The organism is Bifidobacterium tsurumiense (genome assembly GCF_000741765.1).
GTDB classification, from domain to species: Bacteria; Actinomycetota; Actinomycetes; order Actinomycetales; family Bifidobacteriaceae; genus Bifidobacterium; species Bifidobacterium tsurumiense.
This window is the reverse complement of the sequence record NZ_JGZU01000002.1, coordinates 135750-157812: the sequence shown is the minus strand read 5'-3', so window position 1 is coordinate 157812 and position 22063 is coordinate 135750. Positions and strand designations below refer to the sequence as shown.

General features: G+C 53.1%; 17 protein-coding genes. 2 read left to right on the top strand and 15 right to left on the bottom strand.

Annotated features, from left to right (window positions below; all coding sequences use genetic code 11):
- Positions 1-76: 76 nt before the first annotated feature.
- Positions 77-1360 (bottom strand): deoxyguanosinetriphosphate triphosphohydrolase, encoded by a 1284-nt coding sequence (locus BITS_RS00865; protein WP_044259188.1) that lies wholly within the window; start codon positions 1358-1360, stop codon positions 77-79.
- Between the two features lie 98 nt (positions 1361-1458).
- A complete protein-coding gene (alr, locus tag BITS_RS00860; RefSeq protein ID WP_044259187.1) occupies positions 1459-2814 on the bottom strand; it encodes an alanine racemase in 1356 nt (451 codons plus the stop codon).
- A gap of 292 nt (positions 2815-3106) precedes the next feature.
- Between alr and BITS_RS00855 the strand changes: the two genes are divergently transcribed.
- On the top strand, positions 3107-4561 hold the full coding sequence (locus BITS_RS00855; RefSeq protein WP_026641853.1) for an amino acid permease: 1455 nt from the start codon (positions 3107-3109) through the stop codon (positions 4559-4561).
- 161 nt (positions 4562-4722) lie between these two features.
- Here BITS_RS00855 and BITS_RS00850 read toward each other — a convergent pair whose 3' ends face one another.
- The 12 genes from BITS_RS00850 to BITS_RS00795 all read right to left on the bottom strand — a co-directional run bounded on the left by BITS_RS00850 (position 4723) and on the right by BITS_RS00795 (position 19452).
- Complete coding sequence (locus BITS_RS00850; RefSeq protein WP_044259198.1) at positions 4723-5208, bottom strand: GNAT family N-acetyltransferase; 486 nt, start codon at positions 5206-5208, stop codon at positions 4723-4725.
- A gap of 555 nt (positions 5209-5763) precedes the next feature.
- Entirely contained in the window at positions 5764-6252 is a 489-nt protein-coding gene (locus BITS_RS00845; protein WP_034533664.1) for an S-ribosylhomocysteine lyase, read from the bottom strand.
- 196 nt (positions 6253-6448) lie between these two features.
- On the bottom strand, positions 6449-8485 hold the full coding sequence (locus BITS_RS00840) for a RecQ family ATP-dependent DNA helicase (protein ID WP_026641850.1): 2037 nt from the start codon (positions 8483-8485) through the stop codon (positions 6449-6451).
- A gap of 233 nt (positions 8486-8718) precedes the next feature.
- On the bottom strand, positions 8719-9912 hold the full coding sequence (locus BITS_RS00835) for a cystathionine gamma-synthase (protein ID WP_026641849.1): 1194 nt from the start codon (positions 9910-9912) through the stop codon (positions 8719-8721).
- Positions 9913-10205: 293 nt separating this feature from the next.
- Positions 10206-11240, bottom strand: coding sequence for a pyridoxal-phosphate dependent enzyme (locus BITS_RS00830; RefSeq protein ID WP_026641848.1), 1035 nt, complete (start codon positions 11238-11240; stop codon positions 10206-10208).
- 282 nt (positions 11241-11522) lie between these two features.
- Complete coding sequence (locus tag BITS_RS00825) at positions 11523-11954, bottom strand: YolD-like family protein (protein ID WP_026641847.1); 432 nt, start codon at positions 11952-11954, stop codon at positions 11523-11525.
- A 271-nt stretch (positions 11955-12225) separates the two neighbouring features.
- The gene (locus BITS_RS00820; RefSeq protein WP_026641846.1) at positions 12226-13752 is read right to left on the bottom strand and encodes a Y-family DNA polymerase; all 1527 of its coding nucleotides are present in this window, start codon (positions 13750-13752) and stop codon (positions 12226-12228) included.
- 217 nt (positions 13753-13969) lie between these two features.
- Entirely contained in the window at positions 13970-14767 is a 798-nt protein-coding gene (locus BITS_RS00815) for an ABC transporter ATP-binding protein (RefSeq protein ID WP_026641845.1), read from the bottom strand.
- Between the two features lie 5 nt (positions 14768-14772).
- A complete protein-coding gene (locus BITS_RS00810; protein WP_044259184.1) occupies positions 14773-15585 on the bottom strand; it encodes an ATP-binding cassette domain-containing protein in 813 nt (270 codons plus the stop codon).
- Positions 15575-16480 carry an ABC transporter permease gene (locus BITS_RS00805; RefSeq protein WP_044259183.1) on the bottom strand — a complete coding sequence of 302 codons (906 nt, stop codon included), beginning with the start codon at positions 16478-16480 and terminating at the stop codon, positions 15575-15577. Before BITS_RS00805 ends, BITS_RS00810 begins: the two co-directional genes overlap by 11 nt.
- A complete protein-coding gene (locus tag BITS_RS00800; protein ID WP_044259182.1) occupies positions 16477-17502 on the bottom strand; it encodes an ABC transporter permease in 1026 nt (341 codons plus the stop codon). The genes BITS_RS00805 and BITS_RS00800 overlap by 4 nt, the downstream gene beginning before the upstream one ends.
- A 234-nt stretch (positions 17503-17736) precedes the next feature.
- The gene (locus BITS_RS00795) at positions 17737-19452 is read right to left on the bottom strand and encodes an ABC transporter substrate-binding protein (protein WP_026641842.1); all 1716 of its coding nucleotides are present in this window, start codon (positions 19450-19452) and stop codon (positions 17737-17739) included.
- Positions 19453-19668: 216 nt separating this feature from the next.
- Here BITS_RS00795 and BITS_RS00790 point away from each other — a divergent pair, with 216 nt between their 5' ends.
- Positions 19669-20448: a type III pantothenate kinase gene (locus BITS_RS00790; protein WP_026641841.1), complete on the top strand. Its 780-nt coding sequence runs from the start codon at positions 19669-19671 to the stop codon at positions 20446-20448.
- Between the two features lie 189 nt (positions 20449-20637).
- On the opposite strand, the gene BITS_RS00785 is transcribed toward BITS_RS00790, so the two are convergent.
- On the bottom strand, positions 20638-22038 hold the full coding sequence (locus BITS_RS00785; protein ID WP_034533661.1) for an ABC transporter substrate-binding protein: 1401 nt from the start codon (positions 22036-22038) through the stop codon (positions 20638-20640).
- Positions 22039-22063 lie beyond the last annotated feature (25 nt).

The window sequence follows — 22063 nt, the reverse complement described above, 5'->3', positions numbered from 1 at the left end:
TGACTTGTCGCCGCTAAGCTAAGCTCACCGCATGAAGCCTGAAACCCAAGGCGACTCCGGCATGAACCAGCGCGTCTCAGCACAGAATGGAGTGCATGGCAAGCGCAGAGGCATCCGTCAAGCTCGCCACCTGATCGATGGCCACTCGCAAACGCTCGTCGTCATTGGTCGCCTCAAGCCAATCATCCAAGAATACCGTTTCCAAGGCATCGCTGGGATTGGGAGAATCCGCCAGGAGAACATCCACCAAATCGGTCACGATGGATCGTTCCTCTTTATGGAATGGTTCGCGTTCGCGCGGCTCCATAACAAAATACACCGCCATGCCCTTGAGCGCCACGATTTCATACGAAGTGTCTTCGGGAATAACCAAGGATGCCGCATATCTGGTCAAGGGCCCTTGACCATAACGTTCTCTGGTTGACATTTCCACCGAACCGGCAAAACGTCCGATCAATGCACTGGTCATATTTTTCAGCAACGCCAACGAACGTCGCGAACCGTCAAAATGCTCGGGCAGCATGTGTTCGCGTCGCAACCGACGTATGGCAGCCAAGAGTTGATCAGCATCCCATTGCGACCCATACCATTGCCGGGATGCTTCAACGATGCCATCAACGGTTCGCGTGTCGCGCAGAGCCAGAGGATTGAACGCGCCTGTTGCCATGGCATCCTCAACGTCATGCACGCTGTATGCAATGTCGTCAGAAAGATCCATCACCTGGCATTCCATAGGCTTGGTATTACGAGGAGCCCCTTGTTTGAGCCAATGGAACACATCCATATCATCCGGATACACCCCGAATTTTGCACTGCGCTCTCCCTTGGGATGCTGCGCAGCCTCAGCAAACGGCCAAGGGTATTTCACAGCTGCATCCAGCGATGCACGTGTGAGATTCACTCCAGCGCTACGCCCATCAGCGTGGAACACCTTCGGTTCCAAGCGGGTGAGCAAACGCAGTGTTTGCGCATTGCCTTCAAAGCCGCCGATATTCGAAGCGATATCCGACAGGGCTTTCTCACCGTTGTGTCCGAAAGGCGGATGCCCCAAATCATGGGCAAGGCATGCGCAATCAACGACATCCGGATCGCATCCGAGCACAGCACCCAGCTCTCGACCGATTTGCGCGACTTCCAAGGTATGCGTCAACCGCGTGCGGGCGAAATCATCGGTGCCCGCCAATAACACCTGACTTTTTGTTCCAAGCCTCCTCAATGCAGAGGAATGGATCAGTCGGGCGCGATCACGCTCGAAAGCGGTACGTGAGCGAGATTTAGGAGGCTCCTGCGCCCACCGCTCCTTGTCGAAATCCGTGTATCCATCAATCTGACGAGTAACGGTGGGTTGCAGTTCTTCCATGCTTCCCCTTCCCGACGGAACGTTGCAATGTCACTGGTGACTACATTAGCGCACACAGCATACCGTCAGAAGGGCAATCCGAGTGCATAGCTCAGGGATCACAACAGAGTCGAGGGGTCGAGCATCGCTCTGTCATGCTCGTCAAGAACTTCAAAAGCCCCCAGATACAACCGCGGTATGCGCGTGCGCAGACATGTGAAAATCTCGTAGCTTATGGTTTCGGCTGCACGCGCCCAGTCATCAGCCGTTGGCTCAAGGAACTCCTCGCCCCTGCCAGGACCGAAGAGTTCGACGGTATCGCCTTCTCGGACTCCCATGCTTTCCGCATCGCCCTGCAGATCCAATACGAATTGATCCATGCATACGCGGCCCGAAACATGCATAATCCGCGGACCTTGAGCCGTCATGACGCGCACAGGACCACCGAGTTTGTCGGTATGCCGAGCGCTTGGGGTGTCGAAGCCTGAAGCAGAGCGATGAATGCCATCCGCATATCCGATGGGAACAATCGCCGTGCTTGTCTCATGTGCAGTCACATAGGTTCTGCCGTATGAAATGCCATGACCCGCCTCGACCTTTTTCACAGTTCCCAATTGCGCCTGCAAGGTCATGGCCGGACGGAGATGGTATCGCGAAGGAGTGCCCATCGCAGGATCCGGCTCATAGCCATACAAACCAATACCAGGCCGAGTCAATTCAAAGTGGATCTCAGGCCGTGACAGCGTTGCAGCCGTATTGGCAAGATGGCGAATCTTCGGCGCAATCCCTGCTTCCCGCATCATTGCTGTGAAGGTATTGAATTGAGCGATCTGCCCTTCGGTGACATCCACGAATTGAGGAATATCCGGCGCATCGGCAACAGCCAAATGACTCCACTGGCCGACGATTTCCAGCACGCCTTGGGACGACAGTTCCACAAGACGCTTGAGCGCCGGGCCAAAGCCTTCTGGAGTAAAGCCATTGCGACCGAATCCCGAATCGACTTTCACATGAACTCGCGCAGCCCTTCCCAATCGCCGCGCAGCCTGCGCCAACGCTTCTATGCCATCAATTGAGCCAACGGCAATGTCAATATCATTTTCAATAAGCTCTTCGAATGGTGCTTTCGTGCCGTTGTACATCCACGTGAGCACTCTGCAGCGTTCCGGACCGATACCTGCGCGACGCAACATCAATGCTTCGCGGGATTGTGCGGTTCCCAACCATGTCGCACCACCCGCCAATGCAGCCAATGCTGTCGGAATCAGACCATGACCGTATGCGTCACCTTTCACCACACCCATGACCTCGGCATCTGAAGCCTCGTGAGAGACCTGAACCAGATGGCGCATATTGTCTCGCAAAGCTACGAGGTCAACGATCGCCTGCGCTGGATAATGACGGCAGGCCGCCTCATAATTTGCAAGACCTTGGGGGGATGAAAAATGCCATTGCGGCAATGCACTCATGCTCATGCCATCCATTGTTGCTCTGCGGCTGCGACATTGACACCGCAGAAAGCAACCATCACTTCGTTCCCACATATTCGTCCAACATTTGAAATCACGGATGAAATAATGCCGCACGCACCATATTCCCGACCATTCCGTGGACAGCAATACTGTCGAGTCGTGTCAATGGACTATAACCATTACTTGCGGTTAAGAAGCCTACAAGGCTATCCACTTTCTCCGCACATTCCACAGGCGGGTGCTCCGTACGCGGAACCGTTCGCCTCAACGCTCACGGTAAACGAGAGAAGATCGAATGGACTTACTACGCAAAAAATCGGTGGAACAGCTGGCATCGGAATCGACGCCGCTGAAGCGCACGATGAAAACCTTCGACCTGACCATGTTGGGGATCGGCGCCATAATCGGCACCGGAATATTCGTTCTCACCGGCAAAGGCGCACTCACTGCGGGACCCGCGCTTTCAGTATCATTCCTCTTGGCCGCCATATGCTGTGGTTTTGCAGGTCTGTGCTATGCAGAGTTCGCATCCATGGCTCCGGTTTCGGGATCGGCTTACTCGTACTCATATCTGGCTTTCGGCGAACTGATCGCCTTCGTTATCGGCTGGGATCTTATCTTGGAGTACGCATTGCAGGCGGCAACCGTATCCGCAGGATGGTCAGGCTATTTCAATAAGATGCTCGCCGAATTCGGACTGCATCTTCCAGTGGAACTCACAGCTGCATATGGCACAACGCCCGGGGTCACCACCTATTTCAACCTTCCGGGATTTGTCATCGTTTTGCTGGTCACATGGGTGCTTTCAGTTGGCATCAATCAGACCAAGCGCGTCAACGATGTGATGGTACTGATTAAGCTCGCCATAATCGTCTTGTTCATCGCATGCACTATCTGGTATGTGAATCCGGCCAATTGGAAACCTTTCTCCCCGTATGGCATTTACACATTCCAGCCAGGATCGACCCAGCCCATGGGCATCGTCCCTGCCGCATCGATCGTATTCTTCAGCTTTATCGGATTCGATGCCGTATCATCCTCTGCCGAGGAAACGGTGAATCCAAATAAAACCCTGCCTCGTGGAATCCTGTATTCCCTGGCCGTTTCCACCGTGCTCTATATTGTTATGACTCTGATCATGACAGGTATTGTCAAATACGACCAATTCGCTCAATTCGTCGAGGCGCCGGTCGCCGGCGTCATTCTTGCGACTGGCATGAACTGGCTCGCATTCGTCGTCAATCTGGGTGCGCTCGTCGGCATGACCACGGTTATGCTGGTGCAGCTGTATGGCCAAAGCCGCATTTGCTATGCCATGAGCCGCGACGGCTTATTCCCCAAATTCTTTGGCGAAGTGCACCCCAAGTACCACACCCCTTTCAAGGGCACATGGTTCTTTGGCATTCTCACCGCTCTGGCGGGTGGTTTGATCAATATCAATACTCTGTTCGAGCTTGTGAATATCGGCACGCTTTCCGCATTCATCATCGTGTCCGCAGGAATACTATGGATGCGCAAAACCCAGCCGGACGCCCATCGCGGATTCCGCGCACCTGGCGTTCCTTCCACCCCGATCTGCTCGATTATCTTCTGTCTGATCCTGATCGCCGGATTGAATTGGGAAACCTGGCTGCGCTTTGCCGTTTGGTTCGCCATCGGGCTTGCCGTGTATTTCCTGTACAGCATGAAGCGTTCCAAACTCAATCCAAATAACGCATCTGAGAGTGGAACGCAACAAGTGGAATCCTGATTTCATGCAGTAAGCAGTTGATTCATTCGACAGTTTGGCCCGGCGGTTCGCAATCCGGAACCGCCGGGCCAAACTATGTCTGCCGAAAGCCCTGGGAGCCTCAATCGAAGTGCTCGTTGCTCAGCAAATGAGACGCTTGTGTTTGAGCTCGTTTCAAACGCTCACCACTCATGCCTTTGATACGAGATACGGGTTGTATCCACATCGCGATCGATAAGCTGCACCAGACCGCACCGTGCAAAACCATTGGTTTCAAGAATATGCTGCATGGCCAGATTATTGGGATGCGTATCTATGCGCACATTGCCATAATGGTCCAAAGCCCAACGCAAGCAATCATGGGCTGCACGTTTGGCCAGCCCGGAGGCCGCCAGACGATGGATGGTCACATATTCATCATCATCCAACCATGCCCCGTCAATGCTCACATAGGTGGGATCGATCCCAGTGCATAACGCGAACTGTGCAAGTATGCGCTCTTGGCCTTGCTCCTCATCCACGAGTAAGACCGTGCGCCCTTGTTCGAGATCATCCTTAACCACTTCTTCACGTGGGAATGTGGAGCCCCATTGAGTCGGGTTGCCATTAGCCGCCATTCTGGCACGCGCTTTGGCATAGTTCTCCTGGATATGCTCGAAATCATCCATAGTGGCGCGACGGAAATGGCGCTCGGTCACAGTTTCGTCCAAATATCCACCTCATTCGTTCAATAACAATCGACGCACAAATTACCACGACAGGCTCATTGTTCGCCTCAGGCGTGGCGACCTTCGCATGTCCAAGTTTGGTGCTTTGATGCAGTGCGCAACAAGCTTCGATGGCGCTTCGTTTCCTCACTGCGTCAAACGCGAATTGCATCATACAACGTCCAAACAATTCCACACGCCGAATTTTCGCAGCATGACCTCACCGCCCCAGCACAGTTACCGGGAAGCACTTCACATATGCGCGATTGCAACGGGCAGATTATGGGGAAAGGCAGGCACAAATCGGCTTTTCCATGCCAATCTAGCTTCTGCGCCTCATAGATAGCGTCGATTGCGCTATATGACCATCGCCATGAGTGTTGGCATTATTCGAGCGTATGACCCGCTGAAAGCAACATAAAAAGGTGTGCGATGCAAACAACTGCATCGCACACCCAACTGATATTGGAAGGACGCTCGACAATCAGCTTGTCAAAGGATCAATCCTAAAAAAACTCACACCAGCTTGCGCTCGAACGCATCCGAACTGATTCCTTTTGCAAGAATATCCTTGCACCACTCTTTTGCGCTGAACAAGCTGTGATCGCGGTAATTACCGCAGCTTTCGATAGTGGTCGCCGGCACATCATCCCAGGTCGCCTCATTGGCAATGAACTCCAAGGATTCCTTCAATGCCTTGGCGACATCCTCGGTGCTGTGCTCGCCCCACGTCAGCAGGTGGAAACCGGTGCGGCATCCAAATGGCGAGCAATCGATATAGCCAGGGATGCGCTCACGAAGCAGCACGGCAATGGTGTGCTCAATGGTATGCAATCCGGCGGTAGGAATGGCGTTTTCGTTGGGCTGCACCAAACGTACGTCGTAATTGGAAATCACATCGCCGTTCGGACCGGTTTGCGTATCGATATATCGCACATAAGGAGCCTTGACCTTGGTATGGTCCAACTCAAAACTCTCAGGAACGTTGGTATTCTGCTCGCTCATCTGGTCTCCAATGTTGTGGATGTCTGCTCTGCATGCCGAGGCATGTCGTTTTCAGACTATGCGGCTTCGCGCCAATCGGCAAGCACACAAAGCTTTCAGCTCACAATGCGTACCTTGCATACCAGAACTTGCGTCAACGTGGCAGATACTGAACCGATAGTTGCAACGCTTCGTGACGGGATTCTTCGACCGTTCCCTATCTCGACTGGTCAATAACCTCCATGAACTGTTCGCCATACTGTTCCAGCTTGCGCTGACCCACACCGCTCACTTGCAGGAATTCCTCATCAGTTCGAGGCTTACGAGCGGCCATATCCAATAAGGTCTTATCGGAGAAAACAATGTATGGCGGCATGCCAATCTTCTTGGCGATCTGCAGACGCAGAGCACGCAATCGTTCGAATAGAGCCGTATCCTCAGCATTCGATGCACTGTTACCAACCGAAGACGCTGGCCTCAACTTTGCGGCACCACTCTTCGGCACCTCTCCGGCATTACGATGCTCAATACGTTTGATGTCGTAATGGAAGTGTGCACTCGTGACCTCCTGTGATCTGGTTCCGAATTCCACAACGGGCAGACGTCCTTCAGAAATGTGCAGGAAACCATCAACGCTCAACTGGTTGAGCACATCCCGTATTCTTGCCTCTGGTGTCTCTTTCAATGCGCCATATGAAGGCAGTCGATTCAATCCCCGACTTAATAATTCCTGGGATTGCGAGCCCTTGAGCACGGCCACGATCTTGCCCATGCCATAGGACTGATTCACATCGTGTACGCAGCGGCATATGGCATAGGCTATGGGCGTCACATCCATCACAGACAGGGTGCCGCCGCAATTCGAACACACGCCACAGCGGGCCTGGCCATCCTGCGCCTGAGCGGATGACTGCATATCCAATGTGCCCGAAGGCATATTCACACCACCGGTTCGAGGCTCCTGCTGACCAAAATAGCGGGTCATATATCGATGCAGACATGAGGTGGTGCGGCAATAGCCAATCATGGCGTCCAATAGCCTGCGTCTGCTGGCGCGGACGTTTTGCCGCTCTTCTTCGCTCAACCTGTCGTTTTCGTAATCTGCATCCAATAGACGGCGTCGTGTGACAATATCGCTATCATTCCATAGCAACGTGCACCGGCTCGGCTCCCCGTCTCGTCCTGCACGTCCCGCCTCTTGATAATAGGCTTCAATGCTCTCGGGCATATTGTGATGGATGACATATCGCACATTCGACTTGTCGATTCCCATACCAAACGCATTGGTGGCAACGACTACAGGGATCTCATCGGTTACGAATCCGCGTTGCGCACGGCTGCGAGCATCAGCGGACATGCCGCCATGATATGCCACAGCCAAAGTTTTCCCATCACTGGATTCGGTGGATGCACTGCCGTCTGGCGCAGTTGGAATATTAACCTCTCCACTTTCCCCAAGTGTTGCCGATTGGCGCAATGCGCGCAAAGCGTCATTGAGTTGTGCACTGAGCTCCTCGGTTTCTTTTCGAGTTGCACAGTAGATAATGCCGGATTCACCGATATGCTCGCGCACATACCGCTCGATCCATGCATTCTTGCGCTTATTCTCCATGCGGATGACATCAAAATACAAATTCGGCCTATCGAATCCAGTCACTGTGGTGATCGGCCGGTCCAAGCCCAAAAGTTCGATAATATCCCGACGAACACGCTCCGTTGCCGTTGCGGTAAAGGCTGCGACCCTTGGTCTACGAGGCAATTGTGCGATGAAATCGCCGATACCCAAATATGAAGATCGGAAATCCTGACCCCATTGAGAAACGCAATGAGCTTCGTCAACGGTGAATAAATCGATGGGCACTCTCGCGGCAAAAGCACGGAACCGGCTGGTTTCCAATCGTTCCGGTGCAACATAGAGCATTTTGATGTGTCCCGCAGCGGCGCGTTCCAACACTGCTTCCTGCTCAGTGATGTCCAGTGTGGTATTGACATATGCCGCCGATATGCCTGCATCATTCAAACCATCCACTTGGTCTCTCATCAGTGAAATCAGCGGCGAAATCACTATGGTGAGCCCTGTCAGCAAAGTGGCGGGAATCTGATAACACACCGATTTTCCAGCACCTGTGGGCATGACTCCCAAGACATCGCGTCCCTGCATTATGGCGTTGACCAAAGCCTCTTGTCCGGGACGGAAAGAGTCATAGCCAAAATACTTCTTCAGCGAAGCCAAAGCCCTGTTGCTTGCTATCATGCCTGATTGTTCCAACACAATTTCGAGTGTAGCGAGCACTTACTACAGAACTTCGCCCGGGACGATGTTCATTTTGCTTGGTTGAATGCACCAATTCACGCACTCCCTATCTCGGCACACAAAAACAGGGCGGAAATCCGCCCTGCTCTATCAGCTATGTATGCGAACCGATGGATCAACGATCACGCGCATCTCATTGCATAACCAAGTCAGCGATCGCTGACTATATGTCATCACTGTGCACGAGCGGCGGCAAATGCCTGATCCAAATCGGCGATCAGATCCTCGACATCCTCGATTCCCACGGACAGACGGATGAGATTGTCTGGAACCTCCAAAGTCGTGCCGGATACTGCCGCATGGGTCATGGCTGCCGGATGTTCAATAAGCGATTCCACACCGCCCAAGGATTCTGCAAGAGTGAAGATCTGCGTAGCTCCCACGACGCGCTTGGCCATTTCCATGCCGCCCTTGAGCTGGAGGGAAATCATGCCGCCAAAACCACCGTGCATCTGGCGCGCGGCGATCTCATGGCCCGGATGGGACTGCAAACCCGGATACCACACATGCTCAATCTCGTCATGACCTTCCAACCATTGAGCCAGTCGCAGGGCGTTTTCACTATGCTTCTTTACACGGAGCTCCAATGTTTTCAATCCACGCATATCAAGCCAGGAATCGAACGGGGAAGATACCGCTCCTGCTGAATTCTGCAGGAAGGCGACCTTTTCGGCCACTTCGTCGTCATTGAGCAGAACCGCACCGCCGACGACATCAGAATGGCCGCCAATGTATTTGGTTGTCGAATACACCACTGCATCTGCTCCATCCTCCAAAGGATGCTGCAAAATAGGTGATGCGAAGGTATTGTCAACAACAACCTTTGCACCACGTGCGTGTGCCACTGCTACGGTGGCGGCAATATCGGTTATGTTCAGCAGTGGATTGCTTGGCGTTTCCACCCACACGTAGGAATACTGCTTGGATTCCAGTGCAGCACTAACAGCTGCAGTATCGGTGATATCAACCACATCAAGGCCGACTCCCCATGGCACGAAAACCTTCGACAGCAATCGATACGTTCCGCCATACACATCATTGCCCAGCAGAATATTGTCACCAGGTTTCAATGTGGAACGAAGCAATACGTCGATAGCGGCGAGGCCGGAAGCGAATGCCAATGCATGCTTGGCACCTTCCACAGCGGCAAGTTGGGCGGAATACGCATCGCGCGTTGGATTGGCAGTACGGGTGTACTCATACCCACCACGCAAACCGCCCACACCATCCTGCTTGAAGGTGGAAGTCATGTAAATCGGGGGAACCACTGCACCGGTCATTGGATCGGGTTCCTGGCCTGCGTGGATTGCACGGGTGGCAATCGAAGTCGACGCCAGTTCAATGTGCTTGGTTTGCTTGCTATCCATGGGGGTTTCCTTTCATCGGTTTTCACCGTTGTCCAAGTGTTGTTTTCGACATTTGCCGCCGAGCGTTGTTGAAGTTTTGAAATTGTTGATTCTCATAGCTTCGCGCCACAAGTTCCATGCTGCTGGGAATCGTATCAGTTATGGGGCCACCAGAACGCTTCGTTTTCAGCTTGTAGGTAATTCTCAAAGCGCTGCATTGCATGAGACATGCACATCCTCAAAGGCGTTGCTCATCATCCGAAATCGGAGTCTTTCGGATTGTCTTCCGATGAGCGATTCCGCCCAAGAATGGGCTATTGGCGCGTCTTTTCCATTTCATCCAAATACTTTCCGGCCATCGGCTCAACGCGAGTGGCTTCCACCACATCCGCATATCCGTGTGACATCATCCAATCATCATTGAAGATTTTTTCCAGATACCCACGGCCGGAATCCGGCAAAAGCACCACCATGAGTTGGTCGCTACCCAATGCATGTTCTCGGGCATAGTTCAGCGCTGCAGCAACCGCCATACCGGAGGAACCTCCTACCAGAAGCCCCTCTTGCGAGGCCAGCAACCTGGTCATGGTGAATGCCTGCGCATCATTGACTTGCACGATGTCGTCGGTAATCGAACGATCGAAGGTTTCAGGATAGAAATCCTCGCCCACTCCCTCGATATCGTATTGATGCACATGCGATGGGTCGGAATAAATGGATCCTTCCGGATCGGCACCCACAATCTTTACCTCGCCATGCGAAACCTCGCGCAAATACCGCCCTGTGCCCGTTATGGTACCGCCTGTGCCGATACCCGCCACAAAATGGGTGATCTTTCCATCGGTCGCATCCCACACTTCTGGACCTGTTGTGTGGTAGTGGCTTTCAGGGCCGTTGGGATTGCGATATTGATTTGGCTTGAATGCGCCCGGAATATGTTCTGCCAAGTAGTCGGATACGTTGTAATACGACCGGGGATCCTCAGGGGACACATCCGTTGGAGCAACCACAACCTCGGCGCCATATGCGCGCAATACCGCACGTTTCGACTCAGACACCTTATCCGGCACTACGAAAATGGTCCGATATCCACGCTGCTGGGCGACGAGCGCCAGACCAACGCCGGTATTGCCGCTCGTTGGCTCGACTATCACTCCCCCGGGCTTGAGCTGACCTGACCGTTCAGCGGCATCGATTATTCGTTCCGCTATGCGATCCTTTGACGAACCGCCGGGATTCAAATATTCGACCTTGACTGCAATGGTGGCTTCGATACCTTCTGTGACATGATTCAACCGCACAAGCGGCGTATTGCCTATGAGCTCAGCAAGTGAATTGTGGATGGTCATGCATACTCGTTTCATCTAGATTGCGGACTTCTCAGATATGCGGCAAGCGAGGCCGATACGATGCATGTTGAGGTTTGCAAGCCCTGAGAGCAGAACGTTGCTCGATGATATGTTGCGGACTTTGCTGATACAGATATCTCATTATGCGTCGTCAACCGCTCGCCATTTGGCGTCGGTTAGCGACAACAACATGAGAAAAACGTCATGCCTCACACCATAGCATATGGGCGGACATACCAGTTGACGATATCGAGATATGGACTCAGGTCGAATGCCCAAGGGCTATGAATCTTGCTCGTCCAAAACCGTAACACGAAGAATATCAGCGATGGGAATCCGGTCGCCTTCTTGCAACACGAGTTCACCGCGCTCCGCATCACAATGACGAATAACCCCCGTAGCCTGCTGATAGCTTCCACCGGATTTGCGCTTATCAGGCACAAAATATGTTATGGCAACGCGCTTCGCCCCCGAATCATTTGAGAGCACGGATTGAAGTGCCGCATTCACTTGTTCCTGCTCATCAGGATCCAATTGCACCCGCTCATCAGTGCGACGAGCCGTCTCTTGCAACGCTTCCTCATATCCCGTCAATGCGGCAAAAGGCAGGAATTGCGCGGCTCGGTTGCCTATGGGCATATGAGGATGACTGCGGGACTGATGATGCGGCAGTTCAATGATGTCGTCATATCGATGCGTAACGGTTATTCCCACGACGTTCTGCTCCCATCCTCAGTCACTTGCTCTGTCTCATCAATCAGGCCGGCATACCGCTCCTGTTCGCATAATACATGCTCTTCTTGCACACACTTCGTCCAACACTGCGCTAAGTTCTTTGGTTAAGCAACGATTGCCCGGCGTTCTCAACACCCAATTAATCACTTGTGGAACACCTGTCCTGCCACGCCAACCTATAACCATTCCTGTAGCCATTCGCCACATGACAAACTGCAAAATCCGCGAATTTCAAGCACCACTCATTTGCTCATGCGGCATGCCCTCCTATCTGTGCATTGCGTTGCATGCCGGTGGCCCCTTCTTCCATATTCATTGCCTTAACCACCGCATTCTTGCCGAATTTTCTTTTGACATCCAATAAGGCTTCCTGCACATGTCGCTCTCGAGCGTTGCGGATCTGCGATTGTTGCCGTGCCTCGATGGCCGCGTCATCAACCGAGAAGATATCAGGCTGCTCGTACCGCTCGGTGTCTGTCGAAGAAACTGCCTGTCGAACTCCCAGAGCCGCCATATTAATACGACGAACCGGCAAATCCGCATTGATAATGCGGTCATACAAACGCATCATGGCATCGATGATATGCGTTGTGGATGAGGTGTATTCCTCCAAACCCAGATCTCCGCTGGAAGGCTTGGGCGCCACCCTGCCATACCAATCATTGGTCACTGGCCCTGCATACGATGACCCATCTGCCTTTGTGCTGTTCAACACAGAACGGTCGTATCCGATAAACAAGGAAATCCTGTTCGTTTCAAGGCCTTTGGTCACCAGATCAAGGCTGAGCTGGTCAGCCATTTCTCGAACCACCAGACGAGCACGATCGGCGGCATATGGCGATTGCAACACCTGCCCTGAGCTTATTGAACTCGCAGTCGGATGATACTCCTTGATGTCTTCGATAGTGCATGGTTCCCAACCCCATGCATGATCTATCAAAAGCTCTGCATTGACGCCAAACATGCGGTAGAGCAGGTCCTCATTGTAGAAATCATTCATTCCCCCAAGAGAGCAACGCGCAATATCTCCCATGGTCTCCATGCCATATGAAGACAGCTTTTTTGCCGTGCCTTTGCCTATTCTCCAAAAATCAGTGATTGGAGTATGCCCCCACATGATGCGGCGATAGGATGCCTCATCCAATTGTGCAATGCGAACTCCGTCCTCGTCAGCCGTAACGTGTTTGGCTAGGACGTCCATGGCGACCTTTGCCAAATACATATTGCTGCCGATGCCAGCAGTGGCGGTGATTCCCGTTTCAGCACTGACGTCCTGGATCATGCATTTGGCCAACTCATGTGCTGTCACGCCATGCATCTTGAGATATCCAGTCGCATCGATAAACACTTCATCGATGGAATACACATGGATGTCCTGCGGTGCAATGTAGCGCAGATAGATGTTGTAGATCTTGCTGCTGCAATCCAGATAATGAGACATACGCGGCTTGGCAGCGATATAGGTGGCTTCGAGATTGGGATCATCCATTAGGACAACAGAATCATAGGAACTGCCGCGCAAATAATGACCGGGAGCATCGAGTCGGCGCTGTGCATTCACCTCACGCATGGCTTGCACCACTTCGAATAATCGCGCTCGCCCCGGTAGACCATATGCCTTCAACGATGGTGATACGGCCAAACAAATGGTCTTCTCCGTTCGGCTGACGTCGGCCACAACCAAATGAGTTGTGAGCGGGTCCAAGCCGCGCTCCATGCATTCCACGGAGGCATAAAAGGATTTGAGATCTATGGCGATATATGTTCGCGCACCCATGCTGCACCCCCGTACTTTTATCGATAGCGCCATTCTATTCGAACATATGTACTAATTAAGTCATGGTCGCATCAAGAAGCGACTTCGGCAGTGTGCGACCAAACGAACAAAGCATGCCTTCAGCACCAGCCCATGTGGTCACAAGCAGCGCACCGTCAATCCACATACCAGAGCAATAAGCTTTGCGGCACTATACGAGTCGGATAATCCGCTCGCATTACATGGATGCAGCAGCAATCAGGGTTTTCGTATACTCACATTGCGGACTCATCAACACCTGGTCAGATGCTCCTTCTTCGACCACGCGCCCGTTCTGCATCACCATGATCCGATCAGCAAGATGTTGGACAACACCAAGATCATGCGAAACAACAACCAAAGCGGCATCAGGCTGTGATTGGCGCATTGCCGCGAATGCATCGATGATCTGGATGCGAGCCGCCACATCGATTGCACTCATCGGCTCATCAGCCACGATCAATTGTGGTTCATCTACGATTGCCCGAGCTATCGCCACACGCTGTGCCTGTCCTCCGGAGAGTTGATCCGGATATCGCGTCGCGAATATCCGAGGATCCAATCCGACACTTTGCAATGCCTTGTGCACGGATGCGGTCGCCGTATCCTTGATGCGTTCGACACCTCGAAGACTGCCACCAGCCACGATTTTCCGAATCATCAACGGCTCTGCAACAGATCGTTCAACAGTCCATGTCGGATCCAACGAGGCGAAAGGATGCTGCAATACCAGACCTGAAGACTGACGCAAGGCGCGGTAACCAGCGGATTTCCGACCTTCTACTGGCATTCCCATGAACTGCACCGTTCCGGAATCTGCACGTTCCAGCCCCAATAGTATGCGCGTCAATGTGGATTTTCCTGAACCGGATTCGCCAATAATCGCAAGACATTCCCCAGCACGAATATGGAAATCAACATCATGGAGCACTTGAGTTCTGTTTGCTCCCTTTCCAAACCATTTGGCAATGGCATGACCTTGTGCAACGATTGTCATTCAATTCACCACCCGTTATTCATGCTCTTCATTCGAGGCAGCGTCCACGTCAATATGCAGCTCAAATGCACCGCCGCCTGCACAAGTTCACGCGTGACCGATTCCTGAGGCCGTTCCAGTAATTGCCGTGTCTTTCCTTCTTCGATGACGCGCCCCTCATGCATGACATAGCACCGATTCGCCACACGCGTCAAAACCGCAAAATCATGCGTCACGAACACCATAGAAGCCCCCGCTTCATCAACCAGCTTCGTAAGCACATCCACAACAGCCCGCTGCGTCACCGAATCAAGGGCAGTTGTCGGCTCATCGGCAAGGATCAGCGAAGGAGAGGTGACCAATGCCGTCGCAATTGCTGCGCGCTGCTGTTGACCTCCAGAAAGCCTGTGCGGGAACGAACCGGCCAATTCCTTGCCGAGCCCGACCGAATGCAATGCAGCCAATGCACGATCATGCAGTTCCTTCTTATCCAAGTCATAATGCAGTTTCAAGGGCAGCATCACTTGCTGCACAATGGACGTGACCGGATTCAGTGAGGCCGATGGATCCTGAGCCACCATACTCATCACGCGACCACGCATGTCTGCAAGTCGGTCGTCACTGGCGCCGATAACCTGTTCGCCAGCCACCACAATGGAACCGCTCGCTTCGGCTTGTTGAGGAAGCAAACCCATAATGGCTTTCAAAACCATGGATTTTCCAGAACCCGAAGAACCAATTATGCCGACACGTTCCCCATCCCCCACATGCATATTGACATCATGAACCACTTCATGATCGCCAATACGAATGCTCAGATGTTCGATTTCAACGGTCATTTTCGCCTCCTTCGGATGCCGCTTGGCGAGACGCGACCCCAGCGTGATGCACGCCGCTGCGTTCACGAAGCACATCCCCGCACAGATTCAATGCCAATACCACCAAGGCCACCACAAGTCCGGGCCACAATGCAGTCAAAGGATGCACACTGGCCAAACGCACCGACAATGACAGGGATCGACCCCAACTGGGAATTCCGGAAGGAACGCCTATGCCAAGATAGGTCAGACCTGACTCGGCCAGAATCGCGGTACCCGCAGAAAGCGAAAGCTGCACAGATGCTACGGGCAGAATATTGGGGACGATATGCTGCGCGAACACCCGCCACCGGCTCGCACCATTGGACAGCGCAGACTCAACATATCCCGAATTGGCAACCAGCAATGCCTGTGGGCGGACAACTCTGGCCAAATTCAACCCATACCCTATTCCACAAGCCACCACCACGACGGCAATCGACGCCCCAAAGGGCACAGCCAGAACAAGTGCAAGCAAAACAGTCGGGATCGAGATCAGCGCATCCACGGCGACTACCGTGGCATTTGAGGACCATGTGCTCCCCAATGTCATCAAGGCCACCAAACACATACCGATCACTGCGCTCAACGCAACGGTCAGGAGCACAATGACCAAATCCGTGCGCGATCCTGCCATCAACCAGCTCGCGACATCCGCACCAGTGCCGTCCGTGCCCATCCAATGCGCAGCGCTCGGCATAGCCCACACATTGTATCCATCCATCTGCCACAATGAATACGGCGTCCAGACAAGTGATATCAAGGAAACAACGACCCACACGGCAATGACCGTCACCGCATAACGGCCGGAAACCGTGGACCACAAGGTGCGTACCGTATTGCGCAGAGCTTGCCAGAGACGCGCCACAACACTCATTGCGACACCTCCTGCTCATCGGGATTTGCATGGGCGGAGTTCTCTTCATTGCGCGCAGTACTCATATCATCCGTTCCGTCCAAACGAGGATCCAATACACGATGGGCGATATCCACGGCCATGCCGATTATCAAAAACACCGATGCCAACATAAACAGTTCACTTTGCACTGCTATGAGATCGCGATTCCCCATATCGGTGACCAATCCGGATCCCAATCCCGGCAAGGCAAAGAGATTCTCAATGACCATGACGCCTGTGATCATCTCGACGAAGGTCAGGCCAAGCACAGAAACCAGCTGCGGCACAGCCAACCGGCATCCAACACGCAGCAGGGCTTGTTGTCTGGTCATGCCGCAACCCATTGCCATATCGATGAATCCACTCGAAGCCACCGAACCGACGGCGGCGCCGACATATCGCATAAGGGAAGCCGCAACAATGACGCCAACGCTCACTGCGGGCAGGATCAATGCCATGAACGCTGCGGGAGGACTCCCCCACCCTTGGGTAGGAAACCCTTGTGAAGGCAGGATTCCGATAAGTCCTATTCCGCGAGCAAACAGCAAAATCAAAATCAATCCGCCCCATAATGCAGGGATCGAACCCCCGATGAGTCCCACGAGGCGCAATGCTCCCCGCACTCGCGGGCTCTTCGCCGCAACCGTCATAAATCCCAACGGCAATCCCAAGGCCATTGCCACGCATAGCCCCAAGATAATAAGTGGCATGGTTATGGACGCCCGCGACCCGATCTGGGAACTTATGGATCGTCCTGTGAGCATCGATGTGCCGAAATCGCCACGAATGATGCCACTGAACCAGTCAGTGTACTGCTGGACCAATGATCGGTCCAAACCGAGTTGCTCACGTAACGACTGCACACGTTCAGGCGGTGCATTCATACCTGCCATAACAGAGGCGATATCTCCGGGAAGAATGCGCACGGCAGCAAAAATCAGTATGGAAATTCCCAATAATGCAATGACGAATAGCATGAGTCGACGTACAACAAATCGCATGCCATCTCCTTTGAATTTCGTCGCGCAGACACTTCAAGCCTAACCCAGGCCGCGGTGCATTTCGCTTCGCAACGCCTCTCGGTGTATGCGGCATCTTAGGCGGAGCTCACCTGAAGCTTCTCAGCTAGGGAATCGCAAACCAGCCCCTTGACCCGCACACAGATTCGACGGCAGCGGTGCCATGCAGCACACCTCAACCATGTGCATGCACAGCACCGCTGCCGAAATGTCGCGCTACTGACGCGTATATGTCACGTCATACAACGGCATGAGCGTCTGGTTCAGGTTCACGGGGAATCCTTCAACGCCTGCGGCGGTTGCCGTGGTAATCCGATAATTGAACAACCAATCGGCAGCTGCATCCTCGCTCACAATACGAGCCGCTTGGGCAAGATACGTATTGGTGTCCTTCTCGTTGGTCGCAGCCATTGCCTGCTTGTACAGATCCTGAACTTCCGAGTTGTCATAACCGTAGTAATAGGTGGGATCTGTCCATTGCGAGAAGTCATGGCTTTCGTTGTGATCCACCAAAGACAGGTCATAGTCGTGATTGGTGTAGACGTCCTGCAACCATGTGGAGAATTCCACGATATTCACCTGCAGATCGATGCCGATTTCCTTGAATGCCGACTTGAGCTGATCGCCAAGTTCAGTGGAATAGATATTGGGATATGTCAAGGTGAGCTTCAACGGGTTATCGGTCGTGTATCCGGCTTCCTCCATGAGCTGCTTGGCCTTATCCACATCATACGGATACAGGTCGGTCAGATCCTCATAACCTGGATCAAGCGAAGGAATCGGACCACCGAGCGGCGCATCTGCCCCGCCTCGCGATGCGATCAACTCGTTATGGTCAATGGCATAACGCATGGCTTGACGGATGCGAATATCTGTCGTTGCTCGCCCCTGCGCCTGGTTCATGGCCAGCACAAATTTGTCGGTGTCTTCACCCGTGGTCACCGTGTATTTATCGCTCTGCTTGCGCAAACCATCGGCAAGATTCTCACTAACCGGTGCCAAAACCTGCAAATCTCCGGAAGTCAGGGCGTTCAATCCTGCATTCGCATCAGTGATATAACGGACCACAACCGTCGGGGTCTTTGCCTTATGCTCTCCCCAGTATCGCGAATTCGCCTTCAAGGTGATTGACGTGTTGGCTTCAAAGGAATCCACCACATACGGCCCTGAGCCAATGGCCTGGGTTTTGGCGTCATAGCTTGCGTCGGCGTCAAACACCAGACCAGGACGACCAGCCAAAGCCCACAGCAGATTGGCATATGGTGCATCAAGTGTGATGGTTACCGTCTTGGAATCCGTGGCTTCGACCGAAGACACATTCTGCAACAGATTGTAATCGTGATATTGCTTGTCGATCAGCTCATTAATCGACCATGCCACATCGGTTGCATCGAGTTCATCACCATTCGAGAAGGTCATGCCTGAATTCAGGTGGAACGTATAGGTCAGACCATCACTGCTGATATCCCAGCTGGATGCAATGGATGGCACTACCTTGTTTTCCGAATCTCGGGAGACCAAGCCTTCATAGACATTGCCGATAAGCACTTGGTCCAAAGCCGAGCCGGATTGATTGCGGATATCAAGATTCGTCGGAGCCAATGTCAGGCCGACAGTCACCGTATCCGCTTGTTGTGCATTGGAGCCGCTTGTGCGCTGACGGAACACCACAATCGAAACCACCACGGCTATTACCACGATTGCGGCGATGGCAATCCACAGCCACGGCTTGCGATTCGGCTTATTGTCTTTCCTTCGCGCATTCAATTTGGCATCGGTACTGCCGCTTACCGCCGACTGCGCATTGCTTGCAGCGCCTTCCCCGCTACCGGTTCGGGCTGTTGCACGAGACTGCTCCTGCTTATTGAGCTGTTCCTGCTGATCTCCTTGGGTTGCGTCGGATTGTCCGTACGCACCATGTTCTTGAGACATGTTATTTCCATCTTCCATTTTCGTTCTTAGCGACTTTCTGTGTCGCCGCCGTCTTCTCATACGGCTTGCAGCTGGCCGCCCTCGGGGTCGTCCGCCACATGAGCATTCTACATGCCAACCTGCCAAAGCAATGCTTATGGGGCAATTCCGAGTAGGAACCGACCCATATGCCGCGCTAATATGTCTTACAAATATTGCTAGAGCAAAGGAGCAATCATGCTTGTTGCGGTGGATATCGGCAACACCAATATCGTGCTCGGATTCCTTGAAGACGATTCCATCGTGGGCACATATCGAATCACCACAAAGGCCAACCATACTTCCGATGAATACGGTCTGATGATCACCGAATTCCTCGCCATGAGCGGATTCGAACCATCCGATGTGGATGATGTGATCATTGCATCGGTTGTGCCAAAAGTCATGCATTCCTTCCGCGCCTGCATCATCAAGTTCTTGGATATCGACCCCATGATCGTGGGGCCAGGCATCAAATCCGGAATAGGAGTCCAAATAGACGATCCGAAATCATTGGGCGCCGATTGCCTCGCGGACTGCGCCGGAGCTTGGTATATCTACGGAGGTCCGGTATTGGTGGCTGATTTTGGCACAGCATCGACCTTTAATTACGTCACCGCAAACGGCAATATCGTTTCAGGTCTTGTTGCCCCTGGAATCCGTTCCTCAGCCGCTTCGCTATGGGAAGGCACCGCCCAATTGCCGGAAGTGGAAATCACCCGTCCCCAGTCGATTATGGCGACCGAAACCAGAACCGCCATGCAGGCTGGTTTGTATTACAACGCATTGGGTGGTATCGAGCGCATTATTCGCCAATTCCAAGAAGAAATCGATGAAGACTTCCAAGTAGTAGCCACCGGTGGTCTTGGCCGGATGTTCAGCGGCGCGACCGACCTCATTGATGTCTATGACCCTGATCTGATGTTCAAGGGCATGGCGGCCATTCACGCCAAAAACCGGAAAGCGAATAGGCGGTAACCCAGTCGCGATTGCTCGCAATCGTGTTCAGTACCGCCTTTGGCGGTGACACTTGAGGGCAAAGCGCTCAGCTTGCCGAGGCCTTTCCACATGCCACTGCTGTGGAGATCCGGCCAATACGCTGTGCTGTTATGGCTACGCTCCGGCTATGCATAACGGCGCAGCGCCAACCGACCTGCCAGCTCACGCTTATTGCACAGTGAATCCCTGATTGATCGCATACTCCTTCAAATCCTTTTGCCATAGTTCAAGACCTTGCGACAAGGCGACTTTGACTCCTGGATTCTCCGGCAATTGCACATCCTTGAAACCGGCAGCTTTGCGCTCTTGAGCCTCGTCAAGAGCCTGCCGTTGTCTCGACCATGAGTATGCCTGACCCATAGTGCTACGGAAATCACTGCGTGCATACACTTCAAACGGCAGATATTGGTATCCAACTGAAACCCTCTCAGCTGCAGCTGAGAATACCTCATTGAATTCCTGACCGCCGAAATACGGAATATCAATGCCACGAGCATCACGAATCGTGGTTCTGCTCAAGAAATTATCAGCATTCAAACTCGCCGTATCCGCAGGAAAAGCGCCTCCCGCCACACGAATTCGTATGCCATCGGGATCATGGCAGGCGTATTCCACAAAACGAAATGCGGCATCGGGTTTGCGACTGGATTGCAGAACGCCCAGTGCGGAACCGCCCATTTCAGCGCCTGCCGTGGACCCATTCACCGTCGGCATTTGCGAGACACGCCATAAGCCAGCGGTTCCCGGCACATCTGCCAGCAGCAGGGACGGGAACCAGGCTCCCGAAAACACCGAAGCCACTTTTCCCGCCCCCAATGCCTCCTGCCACTGATCCGACCATGTGGTCAGATGCGTGTCGACAAGACCCTCATCGATCATTTTTTGCCAGAACGAGGTGAATGTGCGTGTGCCCACGTCATTGGTGAAATCCACATTCACCGTTCGTCCATCCTGCGAGGTGGAATATGGCCTTCCTCCTGCAAGCCATATCATGGCGTTGTAAAAACTCGCGTCTCCGGAATCGGCCGCGATATACACGCCGATTTGCTTGAGTTTCTTTGCGGCCATGTAGTAATCGTCCCAAGTGCGAATCTGGGTGGCGTCAATGCCCGCTTCTTCGAAAACGTATTGATTGTAGAAAAAGGCCATTGGCCCTGAATCCATCGGCACACCGTAAACCCGGTTGTTCAACTGCACCGAGGACCATGTGCCGGGCGTGTAATCGCCCTCGTATCCATCCACGCGGTCGGTGAGATCCAATAACTGCTCGCTGACCGCATATTGCGGCAATGCATAATATTCCAGCTGCACCACATCCGGAAGCCCGTAGCCGTCCTGGATTGCAGAGTTCAAATTATCGTAGCCGCTGGTGTCTTTGATATCGATACGCACATCAGGATTGGCAGCCTCAAAACTTCGTGCCACGGCACTCATGCTGGGCTCCCAGGACCACACGGTTACGACCGTGCGCGTATCCTGCTGCGCACAACCTGCTATTGCCGCCACGATGCCCAAGCAGGCGAGCGCACTCAATACACACCGCGTGCAACGCTTCCAGAGCTGAGACATGACGACTTCCTTGAATACGTAAACT